At 67.9% G+C, this 17,832-nt stretch carries 12 protein-coding genes and 2 tRNA genes; 7 read left to right on the top strand and 7 right to left on the bottom strand.

The window, feature by feature from the left end:
* Nucleotide 1: 1 nt before the first annotated feature.
* A complete protein-coding gene (locus tag FDA38_RS09390; RefSeq protein ID WP_170989641.1) occupies nt 2-1,300 on the top strand; it encodes an aspartate aminotransferase family protein in 1,299 nt (432 codons plus the stop codon).
* On the opposite strand, the gene FDA38_RS09385 is transcribed toward FDA38_RS09390, so the two are convergent.
* The 6 genes from FDA38_RS09385 to FDA38_RS09360 form a co-directional block, all read right to left on the bottom strand.
* A complete protein-coding gene (locus tag FDA38_RS09385) occupies nt 1,263-2,861 on the bottom strand; it encodes an alpha/beta hydrolase (RefSeq protein WP_137253623.1) in 1,599 nt (532 codons plus the stop codon). The genes FDA38_RS09390 and FDA38_RS09385 overlap by 38 nt on opposite strands.
* 103 nt (nt 2,862-2,964) lie before the next feature.
* Entirely contained in the window at nt 2,965-4,257 is a 1,293-nt protein-coding gene (gene clpX / locus FDA38_RS09380; RefSeq protein WP_137253622.1) for an ATP-dependent Clp protease ATP-binding subunit ClpX, read from the bottom strand.
* 204 nt (nt 4,258-4,461) lie between these two features.
* The gene (locus tag FDA38_RS09375) at nt 4,462-5,073 is read right to left on the bottom strand and encodes an ATP-dependent Clp protease proteolytic subunit (protein WP_137253621.1); all 612 of its coding nucleotides are present in this window, start codon (nt 5,071-5,073) and stop codon (nt 4,462-4,464) included.
* A 26-nt stretch (nt 5,074-5,099) separates the two neighbouring features.
* On the bottom strand, nt 5,100-5,723 hold the full coding sequence (locus FDA38_RS09370) for a ClpP family protease (protein WP_137253620.1): 624 nt from the start codon (nt 5,721-5,723) through the stop codon (nt 5,100-5,102).
* A 203-nt stretch (nt 5,724-5,926) separates the two neighbouring features.
* A complete protein-coding gene (tig, locus tag FDA38_RS09365) occupies nt 5,927-7,327 on the bottom strand; it encodes a trigger factor (protein ID WP_137253619.1) in 1,401 nt (466 codons plus the stop codon).
* A gap of 78 nt (nt 7,328-7,405) precedes the next feature.
* Nucleotides 7,406-7,478 (bottom strand) — tRNA-Pro (locus tag FDA38_RS09360).
* Nucleotides 7,479-7,584: 106 nt separating this feature from the next.
* Between FDA38_RS09360 and FDA38_RS09355 the strand changes: the two genes are divergently transcribed.
* Nucleotides 7,585-7,655, top strand: a tRNA-Gly gene (locus tag FDA38_RS09355).
* Nucleotides 7,656-7,863: 208 nt separating this feature from the next.
* Here FDA38_RS09355 and FDA38_RS09350 read toward each other — a convergent pair.
* Entirely contained in the window at nt 7,864-9,726 is a 1,863-nt protein-coding gene (locus FDA38_RS09350; RefSeq protein WP_137253618.1) for a phage tail protein, read from the bottom strand.
* A 151-nt stretch (nt 9,727-9,877) separates the two neighbouring features.
* On the opposite strand from FDA38_RS09350, the gene FDA38_RS09345 reads away from it, so the two are divergent.
* The 5 genes from FDA38_RS09345 (at nt 9,878) to FDA38_RS09325 (ending at nt 17,831) form a co-directional block, all read left to right on the top strand.
* Nucleotides 9,878-10,939: an ATP-binding protein gene (locus FDA38_RS09345; RefSeq protein ID WP_137253617.1), complete on the top strand. Its 1,062-nt coding sequence runs from the start codon at nt 9,878-9,880 to the stop codon at nt 10,937-10,939.
* Complete coding sequence (locus FDA38_RS09340; RefSeq protein ID WP_202877601.1) at nt 10,932-12,710, top strand: vWA domain-containing protein; 1,779 nt, start codon at nt 10,932-10,934, stop codon at nt 12,708-12,710. The genes FDA38_RS09345 and FDA38_RS09340 overlap by 8 nt, the downstream gene beginning before the upstream one ends.
* 44 nt (nt 12,711-12,754) lie before the next feature.
* Nucleotides 12,755-13,978, top strand: a complete 1,224-nt coding sequence (locus FDA38_RS09335; RefSeq protein WP_137253616.1) for an MFS transporter — start codon at nt 12,755-12,757, stop codon at nt 13,976-13,978.
* Nucleotides 13,979-14,295: 317 nt separating this feature from the next.
* On the top strand, nt 14,296-15,960 hold the full coding sequence (locus FDA38_RS09330; protein WP_233714611.1) for an ABC transporter ATP-binding protein: 1,665 nt from the start codon (nt 14,296-14,298) through the stop codon (nt 15,958-15,960).
* Nucleotides 15,957-17,831, top strand: coding sequence for an ABC transporter ATP-binding protein (locus FDA38_RS09325; protein WP_137253614.1), 1,875 nt, complete (start codon nt 15,957-15,959; stop codon nt 17,829-17,831). Before FDA38_RS09330 ends, FDA38_RS09325 begins: the two co-directional genes overlap by 4 nt.
* Nucleotide 17,832 lies beyond the last annotated feature (1 nt).

Raw genomic sequence — 17,832 nt, 5'->3', positions numbered from 1 at the left:
TGTGCAGAGGACCCACGACCGCGCCGACCAGCTGTACAAGCGTGCCCGGCAGGTGATCGCGGGCGGGGTCTCCAGTGACGCACGCCGTGCCGACCGGCCGCTGTTCGTGGATCACGCGCTTGGTGCAGAGCTCTGGGATGTGGACGGCAACCGCTTCCTGGACTACGTGCTCGGCCAAGGCCCCAACCTGCTCGGCCACGCCGCGCCGCTGGTCGCCGACGCGGTCTCGGCTCAGGTACGCCGTGGCGTCGCGTACGCCGCTCAGCACGAACTAGAGGCGCAGGTAGCGGAACGCCTGTGCGCCATGGTGCCCGCAGCGGAGCTGGTCCGCTTCAACAGCGTCGGATCGGAGGCTGTGCACGGCGCGATCCGGCTGGCCCGCGGACACACCGGACGGCCGAAGATCGTGAAGTTCGAGGGCAACTACCACGGCTGGCTCGACCCGGTGCTCTACAGCGTCCACCCGGATCTCGCCCTGGCCGGCGACGCCCGGCATCCCACCGCGGTCGGCGGTACGGCGGGCCAACCGCGCCACGACGCCGACGACCTGATCGTCCTCCCGTACAACGACCTCGCTGCCGTCTCGGAGGTGTTCACGCAGTACGGCGACGACATCGCCGCCGTCATCCTCGAACCGCTGCTGTGCAATACCGGCTGCATCACGCCTCGACCTGGTTACCTCGAAGGGCTGCGGCAGCTGACCGCGCAGTACGGATCGTTGCTGATCTTCGACGAGATCATCACCGGCTTCCGCGTCGCTCCGGGCGGCGCCGGCGAGCTGCTCGGCGTCGTACCCGATCTGGCCGCGTTCGGGAAGGCGATGGCCGGTGGGATGCAGGTCTCCGCGCTGGTCGGATCGGCCGAGGTGATGGGAACGATTGCCGACGGCAAGGTTGCGCACGCGGGCACGTTCAACTCGCACCCGGTCGGGATGGCGGCCGCCGACGCGGTACTGCATCAGCTCGACGAGCACCGCGACGACGTCTACCCGCCGCTGAACGCGACCGGCGAACGATTGATGGCGGGGCTACGCGCGGCCGCGGCAAAGCACGGCGTACCGCTGCTGGTGGACGGTCCGGGTCCGGTGTTCCAGACCTACATCACCGACCAGGCCGAGGTGACCGACTATCGCTCGTTCGCTGCCTGCGACCGGGCCGCGATGGCTCGGTTCCACGCGGGACTGTTCGCTGCCGGGATCAACATCGTCCCGCGCGGACTGTGGTTCCTGTCCACCGAGCACACCGCGGACCAGGTCGACGAGACTATTGCGGTAGCGGAGTCAGTGCTTTCTTCCCTGTAGGCGTCGGGTCGAACGGCTTGCGATCCTGCGTGCAGGTCGAGCCATCGGCCGGTGCCTTCAGGTCAGTCAGGTAGTCGGTGATCATCGCGTCGGCGCAGGTGCTCTTGCCGAGCGTGGTGTGCCCGTAGCCCTCGACCGTCACCATCCGCGCGTCCGGGTACAGATCGGCGTACGGACGAGTCGCTTCGTACGGCGTGGCCGGGTCGTGCCGGGTGCCGAAGACGAGCACGGGCTGCTTGACGTTGTTCTTCCACGGCCCGAGGAACGCGTCGGTGTCGCGGATGCCCATGAACTCGCACTGGATGCCGATCCAGGCGCGGTAGCGGCCGAAGTGCGGGGCACGCTTGTCGGCGGCATCGGCGTACGCCGGGTACGCCAGCGGACCGCGGCCGGACTGCTTGGCCTCGACACACGGCTGCAGCGCACTGCCGATCGAGGTCGTGTAGTCCTCCTTGCGGCGGTTCCACTCGACCAGCGCTGTCGGCGCCTTGGTCGCCTTGGCTCGGTTGGTTGCGGAGAGCTGGGCCCACATGTCGGCGAGGGCCGGGAAGCCGGCCGGGTCGTACAGGTTCGAGAACATGATCGCCACGGCGACGGCGTACGTCACCTTGAGCGTGGTGCCGTCCGGCAGCGGGACGTCGACCGGGTGGGTCTTCAACCGCTCCAGCGTGCCTTCGACGACGGTCTTCGGGTCGCCGAGCGTGTTGAGGACGCAGTTCGCGGCCGCCTTCTTGCACTCGGCGAGGAACTGCTCGTACGTGTCGTACGCGCCATCGCCCTGCTTGAGGCGGACACCGACCGGGTTCTTGTCGCCGTTCGAGCCGGAGTACCACTCGGGGCTGAGCGTGCCGTCGAGGACGAGTGCACGCACGTTGTTCGGGAAGAGCTTGGCGTACGTCGCGCCGAGGTACGTGCCGTACGAGTAGCCGACGTACGACAGCTTCTTGTCGCCGACCGCCTGCCGGAGCAGGTCCATGTCGCGGGCCACGTTCGCGGTCGAGAAGTGCGCGAGCCGATCGGGTGACGTGGTCCGGCAGCTGATCGCGAGCTTCGCGCTGTCGACGATGAACTGGCGCTCCTCCTTCGCCGTCAACGGGAACGGCGGCACGTTCGCGAACGCCTTCACCTCGTCAGCGGCCGTGGGATAGCAGGTCGCCGGATCCGATCGGCTCACGCCCCGCGGGTCGAAGCCGAGGATGTCGAACTTCGCGCGTACCTCCGGGGTGTACGCGACCTGGGCGGCCTGCTGGACGAAGTCCACACCGGAACCGCCCGGGCCGCCGGGATTCGTGAACAGCGTGCCGACCTTGTGCGCCTGGTCACCGGCGGGCAGCCGGGTCAGCGCGATCGTCGTGGTCGGTCCGTGCGGGTTGTCGTAGTCCGTCGGGACCTCGACCGTTGCGCACTGGAACGGCTTGAGCTTGGGGTCGGTGCCGCAACTCCCCCAGGCGATCTTCGGTACTTCGGTCTTGGCCTGGGCGACGGCGGAAGTCAGCGGCGTCAGCAGGACCAGGGCCATACCGGTGACAGACAGTCTTCGAAGGATTCTTCTGGGCGTCATGTCACCGACCGTAGGCGGGTGACTGCTCCGGTCGCGTCCACCACGAGAAGGAGGCCGGAAGTCCACCGTACAGCGGACCCCGGCCTCCGTTCGTCGCTTCTTGCTATGCGCTCTTCTCGCGGCGCTTGGTGCGCTCGATCTGGTCGCGCGGGATCAGCGTCGGGTTCACGTTCTCCAGTACGACGTCGCCGGTGACGACGACCTTGGCGACATCCTCACGGCTCGGCACCTCGTACATCACGTTGAGGAGAACCTCTTCCATGATCGCCCGCAGGCCACGGGCGCCGGTGCCGCGCAGCAGCGCCTGGTCCGCGATCGCCTCGACCGCGTCGTCGCTGAACTCCAGCTCGACGTTGTCGATCTCGAACAGCCGCCGGTACTGCTTGACCAGCGCGTTCTTCGGCTCCGACAGGATCTTGATCAGCGCGTCGCGGTCCAGCGGCGACACCGTCGTGATGACCGGCAGCCGGCCGATGAACTCGGGAATCAGCCCGAACTTGAGCAGGTCCTCCGGCATGACGTCGGCGTACCCGCCGAGCTCCTTCGGCTTCTCCGGCTCACGCGAGGTGTTGAAGCCGAGGGTCTTCTTGCCGACCCGCTGCTCGACCATGTGGTCCAGACCGGCGAACGCACCGCCGACGATGAACAGCACGTTGGTCGTGTCGATCTGGATGAACTCCTGGTGCGGGTGCTTGCGGCCGCCCTGCGGCGGGACACTCGCGGTGGTGCCTTCGAGGATCTTCAGCAACGCCTGCTGGACACCCTCACCGGAGACGTCGCGGGTGATCGACGGGTTCTCGCTCTTGCGGGCGATCTTGTCGACCTCGTCGATGTAGATGATCCCGGTCTCGGCCTTCTTGACGTCGTAGTCCGCCGCCTGGATCAGCTTCAGCAGGATGTTCTCGACGTCCTCACCGACGTACCCGGCCTCGGTCAGCGCCGTCGCGTCCGCGATCGCGAACGGAACGTTCAGCATCCGGGCCAGCGTCTGGGCGAGGTAGGTCTTGCCGCAGCCGGTCGGGCCGATCAGCAGAATGTTCGACTTGGCCAGCTCGACGGCCTCGTCCTTCGCGTGCCGGCCCGCGCTCGAGGCGCCCTGACCGTCGCGGACCCGCTTGTAGTGGTTGTACACCGCTACCGCGAGCGCCTTCTTCGCCACGTCCTGTCCGACAACGTACGCGTTGAGGAAGTCGTAGATCTCCCGCGGCTTCGGCAGCTCGGTGAGACCGACCTCGGAGCCCTCGTTCAGCTCCTCCTCGATGATCTCGTTGCAGAGATCGATGCATTCGTCGCAGATGTAGACGCCGGGACCGGCGATGAGCTTCTTGACCTGCTTCTGACTCTTGCCGCAGAACGAGCACTTGAGCAGGTCGCCGCCGTCACCAATGCGTGCCACCGGGACAGATCCCTTCTATGCGCAGTCGAACCGTGAGCCGGGAGGGCGTGGGCCGCACGGACCGGGGCGGGTTTGTCATGGATACAGCTATCCCCGATCCGTTCTCGACGGTACCCCGTCCCGGGCCGAAAAACCGCGCTCGCCACCGGGTTGTGACTACGCCGGTGGCGAACGCGTTGAGCTCTTGACAGCCTGTCGGCCGGGTCAGACGCCGGCCGGGACCGGGGCCTTCAGGCTCTGCAGGACGTCGTCGATCAGGCCGTACTCGATCGCCTGCTCGGCGGTCAGGAACTTGTCCCGCTCGATGTCGCGGGAGACTTCCTCGTGCGACTTGCCGCTGGCGTCGGCGATCATGGTCTCCAGCAGCGCCCGCAGGCGGAGGATCTCGTTCGCCTGGATCTCGATGTCACTCGACTGGCCGTAGGTGCCCTCGGTGGCCGGCTGGTGGATGATGATCCGGCTGTTCGGCAGGGCGAGCCGCTTACCCGGCGTACCGGCCGCGAGCAGCACCGCCGCCGCGGAGGCCGCCTGACCGAGGCACACGGTCTGCACGTCCGGCTTGATGTAGCGGACGGTGTCGTAGATCGCGGTCAGCGCTGTGAACGAGCCGCCCGGAGAGTTGATGTAGATGCTGATGTCGCGGTCGGAGTCCATCGACTGCAGGCACAGCAGCTGCGCCATCACCGCGTTCGCGATCTCGTCGGTGATCGGCGTGCCGAGGAAGATGATCCGGTCCTCGAACAGCTTCGTGTAGGGGTCGATCCGGCGCATGCCGTACGACGTGCGCTCCTCCCACTGCGGGATGAAGTAATTCATGGTGCGTCCTTAACTGGAGTGGGAGATCAGGAGTTCGGGCTGCCCTGGCTCAGCTGGGCGGCGCTGGTCACGACGTGGTCGATGAAGCCGTACTCCTTGGCCGCCTCGGCGGTGAACCAGCGGTCGCGGTCCGCGTCGTTCTCGACCTGCTCGAGCGGCTGGCCGGTGTGCTCGGCGATCAGCTTGAACAGCAGCGCCTTCAGGTGCAGCGACTGCTCGGCCTGGATCTTGATGTCCGAGGCCGTACCGCCCATACCGCCGGACGGCTGGTGCATCATGATCCGCGCGTGCGGCAGCGAGTAGCGCTTGCCCTTCGCGCCGGCGCAGAGCAGGAACTGGCCCATCGAGGCCGCCAGACCCATCCCGACGGTGGCGACGTCGTTGGAGATCCACTGCATGGTGTCGTAGATCGCCATACCCGAGTCGACCGAGCCGCCCGGGGAATTGATGTACAGCCAGATGTCCGCGCTGGGGTCCTGGGCGTTCAGCAGGAGCATCTGCGCGATGATCGCGTTCGAGTTGTCGTCGCGAACCTCGGACCCCAGGAAGATGATCCGGTTCTTCCGCAGCTCGCGGTAGATGTCGTCGTCTTGTCCGCCGGCTCCGTTGCCGCCCGCGGCGGTGGGGATGGCTGCAAATGTCTCGTTCACAAAGCCGACATTACTGGTCGGCGGCGACAGACCTAAGGCTGGGCCACAGGTGTTCGCTCACGGCGCACCCCCGCCACGCAGTTCGTCTGCTGTGAGCGAATTCGGCGCCCTTTCGACCCCTCGACCGCTGTCTTGTCAGGTACTTCAGGAAATACGAACGGCCCGGAAACCCTTTGCAGGGTTCCGGGCCGTTCGGCGTCTCGTCAGGCCTTCGCGGGCTCCGCGACCGGGGCCTCGGCGTCGGCCGCCTCGTCGGCGCCCTCGGCCTCCGGGTCGGCGTACGTGCCGTCGGGCTGCAGGGTCTTCAGCTCGACCGTGTTGCCGGACCCGTCGGTGACGGTGGCGTTCTCGACCAGGTAGGCCAGCGCCTTGCCGCGGACGACCTCGGACACCAGGCTCGGGACCAGGTTGTTCTCGACCGCGTGCTGGGCGAACTGGTCCGGGCTGACGCCGGAACGCTGCGCGTGCCGGACGATGTGCTCGGTCAGCTCCTGGTCGTTCACGCTCAGCTCCTGCTGCTCGGCCACCAGGTCGAGCACGAACTGCGCCTTGATCGCGTCCTCGGACCGCTTCTTCAGGTCCTCGTCGAACTCTTCCTGGGTCTGCTCCTCACCCTCGAGGAACTGCTCCATCGTCATCCCGGAGTACCCGAGCTGCTGCTCCAGGTTCTCCTTGCGGGCGGCGAGCTCGTCGGTCAGCAGACCCTCCGGCACCGGCACGTCGACCAGCGTCAGGATCTTCTCCAGTACGGCGTCACGCGCCTCGCCGGCCTGCTCGAGCCGCTTGCCGCGCTCCAGCCGGGTCCGGACGTCGGCGGTCAGCTCCTCCGCGGTGTCGAACTCCGACGCGGTCTGCGCGAACTCGTCGTCGAGCTCCGGCAGCTCCTGCTCCTTGACCGCGGTCACCGTCACCTCGACGTCGACGTCCTCGCCCTTGAGACCGCCGCCGACCAGCTGGGTGACGAACGTCTTCTTCTCGCCCGCGCTCAGGCCGATGACCGCCTCGTCCAGGCCGTCCAGCAGCTGACCGCTGCCCACCTGGTACGACAGGCCGGTCGCCTGCGCCTCCTCGACCTTCTCGCCGTCCTTGCTGGCCGACAGGTCCAGGGTGATGAAGTCCTTGTCCTGCACCGCGCGCTCGACCGGGTTCAGCGAGCCGAACCGCTGCCGCAGGCCCTCGATCTGCTCGTCGACCTCGTCGTCGGAGATCGCGATGTCCTCGACCTGGGCCTCCAGGCCCTCCAGGTCCGGCAGGGTGATCTCCGGGCGGACCTCGACCTCGGCGGAGAACTGCAGGCTCTCCTTGTCGTTGAACTCGGTCACGTCGACCTCGGGCCGGCCGATCGCCTTCACCTGGTTGTCACTCACCGCCTGCGAGTACAGCTTCGGGAGCGCGTCGTTGATCGCCTCCTCGAGCACCGGTCCGCGGCCGACCCGCTGGTCGATGACCTGCGGCGGGATCTTGCCCTTGCGGAACCCGGGGACGGTGATCTGCGAGGCGATGCTCTTGTACGCCGCGTCGAGGCTCGGCTTGAGCTCCTCGAACGGCACCTCGACGATGAGCTTGACCTTCGTCGGGCTCAAGGACTCGACGGTGCTCTTCACGGTGGCGGTTCTCCTTGATTCGATGACATTGCAAGCCCGGGCGACAACCCGGACCGCAGCATTGCTGCAGGGATTTTGTCGGGGCGACAGGACTCGAACCTGCGGTCTCCTGCTCCCAAAGCAGGCGCGCTAGCCACTACGCTACGCCCCGCAGTGACCGCACGAGTCTAGTCGACCCGAACCAGTGCTCGCGCCACCACCCCGCCGACGTACCGTTTTGAGTCCAACGGGGTCCGTATGGAATCATGTCCGAGCACGCGGGTGTAGCTCAATGGTAGAGCCCCAGTCTTCCAAACTGACTACGCGAGTTCGATTCTCGTCACCCGCTCGGGCGAGCGGCGAGTCCTGCCTGCGGAAAGCGCAGGCCGGGGCTCGCCCTCTTATTTGTGCGCCTTCGCTCCGCTCGGCGCGAGCGGGGGCTCCGCCACCCGCACCCCCTGGGCCTTCGCTTCGCTCGGCCGCTTGGGTCGGGTTTGGCGCATCGCTCGGCCGCTTGGGGCGGGTTTGGCGGATGGTCCGGGTGCTTGGGTCGGGTTTTAGGGGGCTCGGAGGAAGGCGACTGCGTCTATTGAGGCGGGGGCTGTGCTGGTGGAGATGATCTTGACGGGGCCGGTGCGGAATGCGGTTGTTGGTAGGTAGGTCGTTACGCGGGTCGTGGTGGTGGCGGCTAGGGAGATGGTTCCGAGCTTCACGTTGGCGTGGTAGATGTCTATGCGGCCTTGGCCGGGGCCGTGGATGGCGGTTACGGCTAGGCGTTGGGCGGCTTCGGTGGGCTTGGTCAGGTAGGCGCCGTTGGCTTTCAGGATGGTGGTGGTGCCGTGGAAGGCCAGGGTGCTGGTGGAGCGCGTGACGGTGCCGGCTGAGGTGAAGGCGCGGTCGTCCTGGGGGGCCACCGAGCAGATCTGTGGGGCCCAGGCGGAGAGGTTGCCTAGATAGTCGCGGGAGCGGACCATGAAGCACTCGTCCCAGCCGAGGCGGGGGGACCAGGTGATGGACGTGATGCGGGTGTTCTGCCAGGTGGCGGGGTAGATCCACTTGCCGAGGGCCACGCCGGGGGCGGCGGTCTTGTAGACGACGTCGTACGACGCGATGTCGGTGTCGTCCTTGTAGGCCCAGCGGACCGTTGAGGTCCCGCTCAGCTGCACTCGGTCACCTATGCGCCAGGTGACTAGGGACGGCGCTGTGCCGTCTACTTCGCTGCAGTACGACGTGCTCCAGGCGCTCACGTTGCCTGCGTAGTCGCGTGCTCGTACCGACCAGCACGTGTCTGTGCCGATGGGGGCGGTCAGGCTCGCTGCGGTTGTCTTCAGGCCCTGCCACGCGGGGACCAGGTTCCACGCGCCGTACGGCGAGGTGCGGTTGGGGCGCTGCTGGATGCGGAGGTCGTAGCTCAGCACGCCGGTGGCGGGCGAGTTCGGGTCCTGCGGGTCGTTGAAGGCCCAATCGAACGACAGGCTGGTGTTGTCGCGGACGCGGTCCCCGGCCGACGCACTGGTGAGTACGGGCGCGACCGTGTCGGGGTGCTGCTGCGGGTCCGGGCTCAGCCAGCTCAGCGTGATCACCCGCGGGTTGCCGTCCGAGTCGGCGTACACGATCTTCGCCAGACCGGAGCCGTCCGCGCGGAAGCTGGGGCCGGCTGTGCGGATCGGTCCGTACCGGCGCTGTCCGAGAGCCGGATCGTTGAGGTCGGTGACCAGCAGGTCGGATCCAGACGCTTGGACCGCAAAACCGTTGCCCAGCTGGGAGTCCGCTGTCACAGACAGGTTGCGCGGCGGCTGCGGTCCGCTGACGTCGACAACCTGGTTGCAGCCGCTCAGCACGGCCCACCGGCCGTTCACGTCGTCCGGGCCGACGGTGCACGCGCTGGCGACCAGAATGGTCTTCACGTCACCAGTGGTCAGGTTCTTGCCGTCCAGCTGACCCGGCGACGTCACCTTCCACACGGTGTCGCCGGACATGGCGAACGGCGGGGCGTAGTCGGCCAGCTTCGTCTTCGAGGCAACGTCGTACACCTCTGCCGTCGCTCCGGCCGGCGTGCGGTGCGAGACGAGCTTGCCGCCCTTCCCGAGCACCACCTCGTCCGCTGCGGGGAACGTGAGCCCGCCAACCTTCGCCGTACTGCCGTCGAACGTCAGCAGCGCAGAGCCCTCCACCTGCAGCGGTTTGCCGACGCTCGTGCCGCCGGACGCGGTCCAGGTGGTCCCGTTGTTGCTGGTCTCGTAGACCGGGTTCGAGACGACCACGCGGGCACCGGACATCCCCACGTCGATCGCAGACCGCCCGGGGACCAGCACCCCCGCTCCCAGGTGCGGTGGCGGGTCGGCAGCCATCACCTGCGACGCCGACAACGGCAGCAGTACGACGGCGCACACAGCCGCAGCCTTGACCCGAAAGCTCACCACGAGAGACCCCCAGTACTCCGAAGACAACGGGCCGCACCCTAGTCAGTAACCACCGGTAACGGAAGCACCCTGGAAAACAGAGTGACACACCGTGACTCCAAGAGGATCCTGGAGGGCTGACCAAGGACGGCAGCCACGAAAGGAATGAATGCAGGCAGGAATCACGGTATCGGCGGCAGAACTGCCCGAAGTACTGCTGCACGTCGCAGTGGTACGCCCGGTCTTCCTCTGGGGCGCGCCGGGGATCGGGAAGAGCAGTCTGGTGCGGGCGTTCGCGGAGTCGCTCGGTCTGGAGTGCGTGACGCTGCTGGGGACGCAGCTCGCGCCGGAGGACCTCATCGGCGTACCGCAGATCGTCGACGGCCGCAGCCGGTTCGCACCGCCGGTGGCAATCGCCCGGGACGAGCCGTACTGCCTGTTCCTCGACGAGCTGAACGCATCGTCCGCCGAGGTCCAGAAGGCGTTCTACTCGCTCATCCTGGACCGCCGGATCGGTGAGTACGAGCTCCCGGAGGGCTCCGTCGTGATCGGCGCCGGTAACCGGGCCACCGACAACGCACTGGCCCGTCCGATGGCGAGCGCACTGGTCAACCGGCTCGTCCACGTCCACCTGCGTGCGTCCGCGAGCGACTGGCTGCAGTGGGCGGGTACGGCGGGCATCCACCCGTGGGTACTCGAGTACCTGCGCAACCGCCCCGACCACCTGTGGACCGCACCGCCGAAGACCGAGGAGCCGTTCTCCACCCCGCGCAGCTGGCACATGCTGTCCGACGCCCTGCACTCGTACGGCGATGACGTGTCCGACGAGACGCTGCGAGTACTTGCCTTCGGCACCTTGTCCGCCACGCACGCCTCCACGTTCCGCGCGTACGTGAAGACGGTCCGGCACGCCTTCGGACTGGACGCCGTACTCAAGGGTGAGACCGGCTGGCCGGCCGCTCCCGAGGACCGTGACCTGCTGTACTTCCTCGCCGAGACCTTCCGTGCCCGCCTGATCAAGGAACTGGCTGCCGACAAGGCATCCGCCAACCCCGCGGCCCGTCAGCTCGCGCACCGCGGCAAGGCGCTGCTGGTCGAGCTGGCGGAGATCTCGCTGGAGATCGCCCAGCTGGTGATCGCGTCCGACGACGACGGCCGTCCGGTGCTGCCGACGTGGTTCCTGGTCGAGGTCAGCCGCGACCTGCCGCGCCTGGTGGCCGCGCGTGCCTAAGCGCAAGAAGCAGCGGGACCCGGCGTGGGAGGCGATCCAGGCCGGCTGGACGGCCGTCGTACGGCAGCCGCTGTTCGCACCGATGGCCGACTGGGCGCGCAGCCCGGTCCGTGACGACGACTGTCCGGCGGACGCCTGGGCGATCATCGACTCGAACGGCCAGATCCGCACGCACCGGACTCGCCGAGCCACGCCGGACGAGTGGACGTGGGTCTTCGCTCACCTGCTCATCCACCTCGGCCTCGGCCACGCTGACCACGACCGGCCGGAGCCGGACCAGCCCGCGTGCGCCGCAAACGACGTGGCCGTCAACCGCTACCTCCAGTCGCTCAAACTCGGTACGCCGGTCGTCGAGCTGCCGGCGTCCTTCCCGGGAATGGACGACGACGCGCTGGCACGCCTCTGGCGGCGTGAAGGCGTGCCGGCGGAGTACGACGGACTCGGTGTGGCAGGCCGGCGATCCGACCTCGAGATGGCCCGCTGGAACGGCTGGGGCAAGAAGCCCGAGTGGAGCGAGCTGTTCGCCGCCGGACTGTCCGCCGCGGCCGCAGCGGCTGTCGAGGTCGCCGGCGGTGCACGCTCCTCGCTCGGCAACGGCCGTGGGCGGGACAAGTGGGACCTGGCGCTCGGCTGGTTCGTCTCGTCGTACCCGCTGCTCGGTGCGATCGCGTCGAGCATGACGATCGTTGCCGAGGTGGAGCTCGCCCGCGGCTGGGACATCCACACGGCGGCGGTCAACGCGTCCGTCGGCGAGATCTACGTCAATCCGCTCACCAGCCTGACGCTGAGCGAGTGGCGGTTCGTGATGGCCCACGAGATGCTGCACGCCGCCCTGCGCCATGGCGAGCGGGTCGGCGGCCGTGACCCGTACCTGTGGAACGTGGCCGCCGACCTGGTGATCAACGGCTGGCTCCTGGAGATGGGCGTGGGCAGCACGCCGGACGGCGCGCTGCACGACCCGGTCCTCAAGGGCATGTCTGCCGAGGAGGTCTACGACCGCATCACCACGGACCTGCGTCGCTACCGGAAGCTGGCGACCCTGCGTGGCGTCGGACTGGGCGACGTACTGGGCCACCCGCTACCGCACGCAGGCGAGGCCGCACGCGGCGCCGGGCTGGACGACATCTACCGACGGGCGCTCAGCACCGGACTGGCGTACCACGACTCCGCCCGCGGCACGCTCCCAGCCGGACTGGTCGAGGAGATCCGCGCACTGGACCACCCGCCGCTGGCCTGGGACGCACAACTGGCCCGCTGGTTCGAGGAGCACGTGCCAGCCGTCGAGAAGACCCGCACGTACGCCCGTGCCTCCCGACGCCAGTCCGGTACGCCGGACATCCCGCGTCCAGGCTGGATCCGCCCGGTCGAGCTCGACCGACTTCCGACGTACGGCGTGGTGCTCGACACGTCCGGCTCGATGGACCGCGAACTGCTGGGCAAGGCGCTCGGCGCGATCGCGTCGTACTCGCGAGCACGCGACGTACCGGCCGCGCGGGTCGTGTACTGCGACGCGGCGGCGTACGACGCCGGCTACGTGCCCGTGGACGACATCGCCGGCCGGGTGCAGGTCCGTGGTCGTGGCGGGACGGTGCTACAGCCCGGCGTCGACCTGCTCGAGCGGGCGAAGGACTTCCCCGCGGAGGGTCCGATCCTGCTGATCACCGACGGTCAATGCGACGTCGTCCGAGTACGGCGCGAGCACGCTTGGCTGATCCCCCGCGGTGCCTCGCTGCCCTTCACTGCAAAGGGTCCTGTGTTTCGCGTTGAGTGAACAGATGTAGTCGAGTGACTCTCCTGGGTGACAGGTTCACAGGCATGGCATGGGTCGTGACGGGTGAATTCAGGAAGCTGTGGATCGGACAGCTGGTGTCAGCGTCCGGCAGCGCAGTCACCACTGTCGCGCTGCCGCTGGTAGCAGTCGTGACCCTGCAGGCTTCGGCCGTAGAGATGGGTGCGCTGTCGGCCATCTCGATCGCACCGCATCTCGTGTTCGGCCTGCTGGCCGGCGTCTGGGTGGACAGATGGTCGCGCCGACGCGTGCTGATCTGGACCGACGTCGGACGGCTGTTCCTGCTCGCCTCAGTGCCGATAGCCGCGGCGATGGACGTACTGCGGATCGAGCAGCTGTACGTCGTCGCCGTACTGACCGGACTGCTCACACTGCTGTCCGACACCGCCTCCCAAACGATGATCCCGCTACTGGTGCCACGTGAGAACCTGATGCGGGCCAACAGCGCCGCCCTGCTGAACCTGAACCTTGCCTCGACCCTCGGACCGTCCGTAGCCGGCTTCCTCGTACAGGTCCTGACAGCACCGTTCGCGATCGTCATCGACGCCGCGTCGTACGTCGTGTCCGCAGTCGCGTCGTACCTCATCCGCGAACCGGACCGCGTGCCCCCACGACCGCGGTCCGAAGTACGCCTGTCGGCAGGACTGCGCGTGCTCTTCGGTCACCCGATGCTCAGGCCGCTGGTCATCTCCGCAGGTATTGCGGCCATGGCCGGAGCGATGCAGGGACCACTGGTCGTCCTGTTCCTGATCCGCGAGCTCCACCGGTCCCCCGCCTTCGTAGGACTCACGCTGACCGCGTTCGGCGCTGCCGCGGTCGCCGGAACCGTCGTGGCCGGTCCCTGGTGCCGACGGGTCGGCCTCGGCCGCTCGTACCTGTCCGGCGTCTTCCTTGCCTCACTCAACGGCGTCCTGCTCTTCACCGGTCGTACGCCGCTCATCCTCCTCGGCCAGGTCCTCGCCGGCCTGGGCATGTCGCTCTTCGGCGTCCCCCAGCGCACGCTCCGCCAGGCCCTTGCCCCCGACCACCTCCTGGGTCAGGTCACCGCCTCCTGGCGCACCCTCGTCATCGGCGGCCAGACAGCCGGCGCAGCCCTCTCCGGCGTCCTGGCCACCGCCCTCCACATCCGCCCGACGCTGCTGCTCGCCGCCGCCGGCATGCTCGCGGGGTTGCTGGTCGGCGTCTTCTCGCCGCTCCGCGGACTGCGGGAACTGCCCGAAGGGGAACCGGCCGGGCGATCGCTGGCGTAGTACTAATTGTGGATCGTGATAGGTCCGGACGGCCTCCCGCGTGGCTCCGGGGTGGGTTATTGCGTTTCATCCGGGGGGAATGGAATTGGCGGGACAAGCGCTTACCTACTGGGCGATACTGGAAAGTGCGCCGTTTTCTGGTCGCCCAAGCCCCTTGTGAACCGAAGTAGATGGGAAGTGCGCCCGTCCAGATGCCGTCAGAGCACGCTGTCACAGCGCCGTCGATCGCTGCCCCTACCACCCGTGTCCCCGAACGCAGCCGCAACCTATGGCGACTGCGTCCTTACCTGAAGCCACACAAATGGCGCCTCGCGGTGATGTTCTCCACCGCCATGCTGGGCGTCGGTGTCAGCCTCACCGTTCCACTCGTCACCAGGTCCATCATCGACGGACCGGTCACCCGCCACGAGCTGAGCATGCTGGTCCCGCTCGCGCTGCTGGCCCTCGGGCTGAGCATCGCCGAGGTCATCTTGGTGTGGATGCGCCGCTGGGCGCAATCCCGAACGGTCAGTGATTTGGAGGCGACTCTCCGGCACGACCTGTACGTCCGGCTCCAGTCGCTGCCGATGGAGTTCCACACCCGGTGGCAGAGCGGTCAGCTGCTGTCCCGCGTCACCACCGACCTGTCCACGATCCGCCGGTTCATGGGCTTCGGTCTGCTGTTCCTGGTGATGAACATCCTGCAACTGGTCGTCGTCACGATCCTGCTGCTGCAGCTGTACTGGCCGCTCGGTCTCGTGGTCCTGGTGGCCGCCGTACCGGTCGTCATGGTGTCGCTGAAGTTCGAGAAGAAGTACCTGCGGATCTCCCGCAAGGTCCAGGACCAGCAGGGTGACCTGGCCACCCGGATCGAGGAGTCGGCGCTCGGCTTCCGGGTGATCAAGGCGTTCGGCCGCCGGCCGCACGTCCAGCGCCAGTTCGACGACGAGGCGACCACGCTGTACGACACCGAGGTCGAGAAGGTCCGGCTCGCGTCGAGGTTCTGGAGCTTCCTCGGCGTCATCCCGAACCTGACCCTGGTCATCGTCCTGCTGCTCGGCGCGCTCGCGGCCGGCCGGCAGGCGATCACGCTCGGCACCCTGGTCGCGTTCATCACGCTGATGCTGTCCCTGGTCTGGCCGGTCACCTCGCTCGGCGCGATCCTGGCGATGGCGCAGGAGTCGATGACCGCGGCGGACCGGATCAGCGAGATCCTCGACACCTACTCGGTGATCAAGTCCGGCCCGGAGGAGCTCACCGACGCGCGTGGGCACCTGCGGTTCGAGCACGTCGGGTTCCGGTTCTCCGACGACTCCGCCGAGGTGCTGCACGACATCAACCTGGACCTCACCCCCGGTACGACGCTGGCCCTGGTCGGCGCGACCGGGTCCGGCAAGACCACTCTGACCGCACTGGTCCCCCGGCTGTACGACGTGACCGCCGGACGGATCACCATCGACGGACACGACATCCGGGACCTGTCCCTGGTGTCGCTGCGGAGCGCGGTCGCGTCCGCGTTCGACGACCCGACGCTGTTCTCGATGAGCGTCCGGGAGAACCTGACGCTCGGCCGCCCGGACGCCAGTGACGCCGACGTACAGCAGGCGCTGGAGGTGGCGCAGGCGCAGTTCGCCAACGAGCTGCCGTGGGGGCTGGAGACCCGCGTCGGTGAGCAGGGCATGTCGCTGTCGGGTGGACAGCGGCAGCGGCTCGCACTGGCCCGCGCAGTGCTCGCCAAGCCGGCCGTACTGGTGCTGGACGACACGCTGTCGGCGCTCGACGTACACACCGAGGCCCTGGTGGAGGAGGCGCTGCAGAACGTGCTCGCCGACACCACCGGCATCGTGGTGGCGCACCGCGCGTCGACCGTGATGCTGGCCGACAAGGTCGCCCTGCTCCAGGGCGGCACGATCACCCACGTCGGAACCCATCAAGAACTGCTGGCGACGGTGCCGGAGTACCGGCACCTGCTGGCAGCCGAAGAAGAGGAGGTGCACGCATGACGACGACCCAGCAAACACCTCCTCGAGCGAAGGAACGCGAACAGCAGCCGCCGGAGGAGCAGAGCTGGCGGGGCCTGTTCGAGGAGGACCCGGACCGGGAGATCTCCCGGGCGACGACGATCCGGCTGAAGGAGGACTCCCGCAAGCTGCTCGGGGAGCTGCTCCGGCCGTACAAGAAGCTGATCTGGCTGCTGGTCGCGATCGTGATCGTCGAGAACGGCGCCCGGCTCGCGGTGCCGTACCTGGTCCACCTGGGCATCGACAACGGCATCCCGCCGATCCTGGCGGGCGAGGGCTCGCAACAGCTGATCACGATCGTGATCGCGGTGTTCGCGGCCGCGCTGATCCAGGCGTGGGCGCGGCAGATCTTCCTGATGCGGTCCGGCCGGCTCGGTCAGACCATCCTGCTCGGCCTGCGCAAGCGGGTGTTCGACCACTTCCAGCGGCTCAGCCCGGCGTTCCACGACCGGTTCACCTCCGGTCGGGTGATCTCCCGGCTGACGTCCGACGTACAGGTCATCGACGAGATGCTGGCGAGCGGGTTCGACAGCCTGGTGACCGCCGTACTGACCCTGGTCGGTACGTCGATCATCCTGCTCACGCTGGACGTCAAGCTCGGTCTGCTCGCACTGCTGTCGTTCCCGGCGCTGCTGGTCCTGACGGCGTGGTTCCGGAAGCGGTCGGCGGTCGTGTACCGGCAGACGCGTGAGGCCGTCGTACTGGTCATCGTGCACTTCGTCGAGTCGATGACCGGGATCCGCGCGGTCCAGGCGTTCCGCCGGGAGCCGCGGAACGAGGAGATCTTCCACGGGGTCAACGACCGCTACCGGAAGGCGAACCTCGAGTCGTTCCGGCTGAACGCGGTGTTCATGCCGGCGATCAAGGGCGTCGGCAACATCACCATCGTCGCGATCCTGGCGTACGGCGGTTACCAGGCCTACCACGGCCACGTGACGGTCGGCGTCCTGACGGCGTTCCTGCTGTACCTGCGGCAGTTCTTCGAGCCGCTGCAGGACATCACGCAGTTCTACAACACGTTCCTGTCCGCGTCGGCGGCGCTGGAGAAGCTGTCCGGCGTACTGAACGAGACTCCGGACGTTCCGGAGCCGATCGAGCCTGCCAAGCCGGGCAAGGCGCGCGGCCACCTGGAGCTGCGGAACGTGCGGTTCGAGTACGTCGACGGCGTACCCGTGCTGCCCGGTCTGCAACTGGACGTGCCGGCCGGTCAGACCCTGGCCCTGGTCGGTACGACGGGTGCCGGCAAGACCACGATCGCCAAACTGGTCGCACGGTTCTACGACCCGACCGGCGGGCACCTGCTGCTCGACGGTGTGGACCTGCGCGACCTGTCCGAGGACGACCTGCGCGAGCGGGTGGTCATGGTGACCCAGGAGAACTTCCTGTTCACCGGCTCGGTCGCCGACAACATCCGCTTCGGCAAGCCCGACGCGACGATGGAGGAGGTCGTCGAGGCCGCGAAGGTGATCGGCGCGCACGACTTCATCATGGCGCTGCCGGACGGCTACGAGACCGCGGTGGAGAAGCGCGGTTCCCGGCTGTCGGCCGGTCAGCGGCAGCTGGTCGCGTTCGCGCGGGCGTTCCTGGCGGACCCCGCCGTACTGATCCTGGACGAGGCGACGTCCAGCCTGGACATCCCCAGCGAGCGCCTGATCCAGCGGGCTCTGAGGACGATCCTGGCCGACCGTACGGCGATCGTGATCGCCCACCGGTTGTCCACCGTCGAGACCGCGGACCGGGTGCTGGTGCTGGAACACGGGCGGATCATCGAGGACGGCTCACCGGACGACCTCATCACCCGTGACGGCCACTACGCCGGGCTGCACCAGGCCTGGGAGGAATCACTGGCCTGAG

The sequence above is a fragment of the Kribbella jiaozuonensis genome (assembly GCF_005233875.1).
Classification (GTDB): domain Bacteria; phylum Actinomycetota; class Actinomycetes; order Propionibacteriales; family Kribbellaceae; genus Kribbella; species Kribbella jiaozuonensis.
This window is presented reverse-complemented; position numbering and strand designations above follow the sequence as displayed.

Excerpts from the sequence above, each read along its gene's own strand:
- FDA38_RS09345 (WP_137253617.1), top strand. The coding sequence starts at position 9,878 with ATGCAGGCAGGAATCACGGTATCGGCGGCAGAACTGCCCGAAGTACTG.
- FDA38_RS09375 (WP_137253621.1), bottom strand. The coding sequence starts at position 5,073 with ATGAATTACTTCATCCCGCAGTGGGAGGAGCGCACGTCGTACGGCATG.
- FDA38_RS09330 (WP_233714611.1), top strand. The coding sequence starts at position 14,296 with ATGTTCTCCACCGCCATGCTGGGCGTCGGTGTCAGCCTCACCGTTCCA.
- FDA38_RS09385 (WP_137253623.1), bottom strand. The coding sequence starts at position 2,861 with ATGACGCCCAGAAGAATCCTTCGAAGACTGTCTGTCACCGGTATGGCC.
- FDA38_RS09325 (WP_137253614.1), top strand. The coding sequence starts at position 15,957 with ATGACGACGACCCAGCAAACACCTCCTCGAGCGAAGGAACGCGAACAG.
- FDA38_RS09335 (WP_137253616.1), top strand. The coding sequence starts at position 12,755 with ATGGCATGGGTCGTGACGGGTGAATTCAGGAAGCTGTGGATCGGACAG.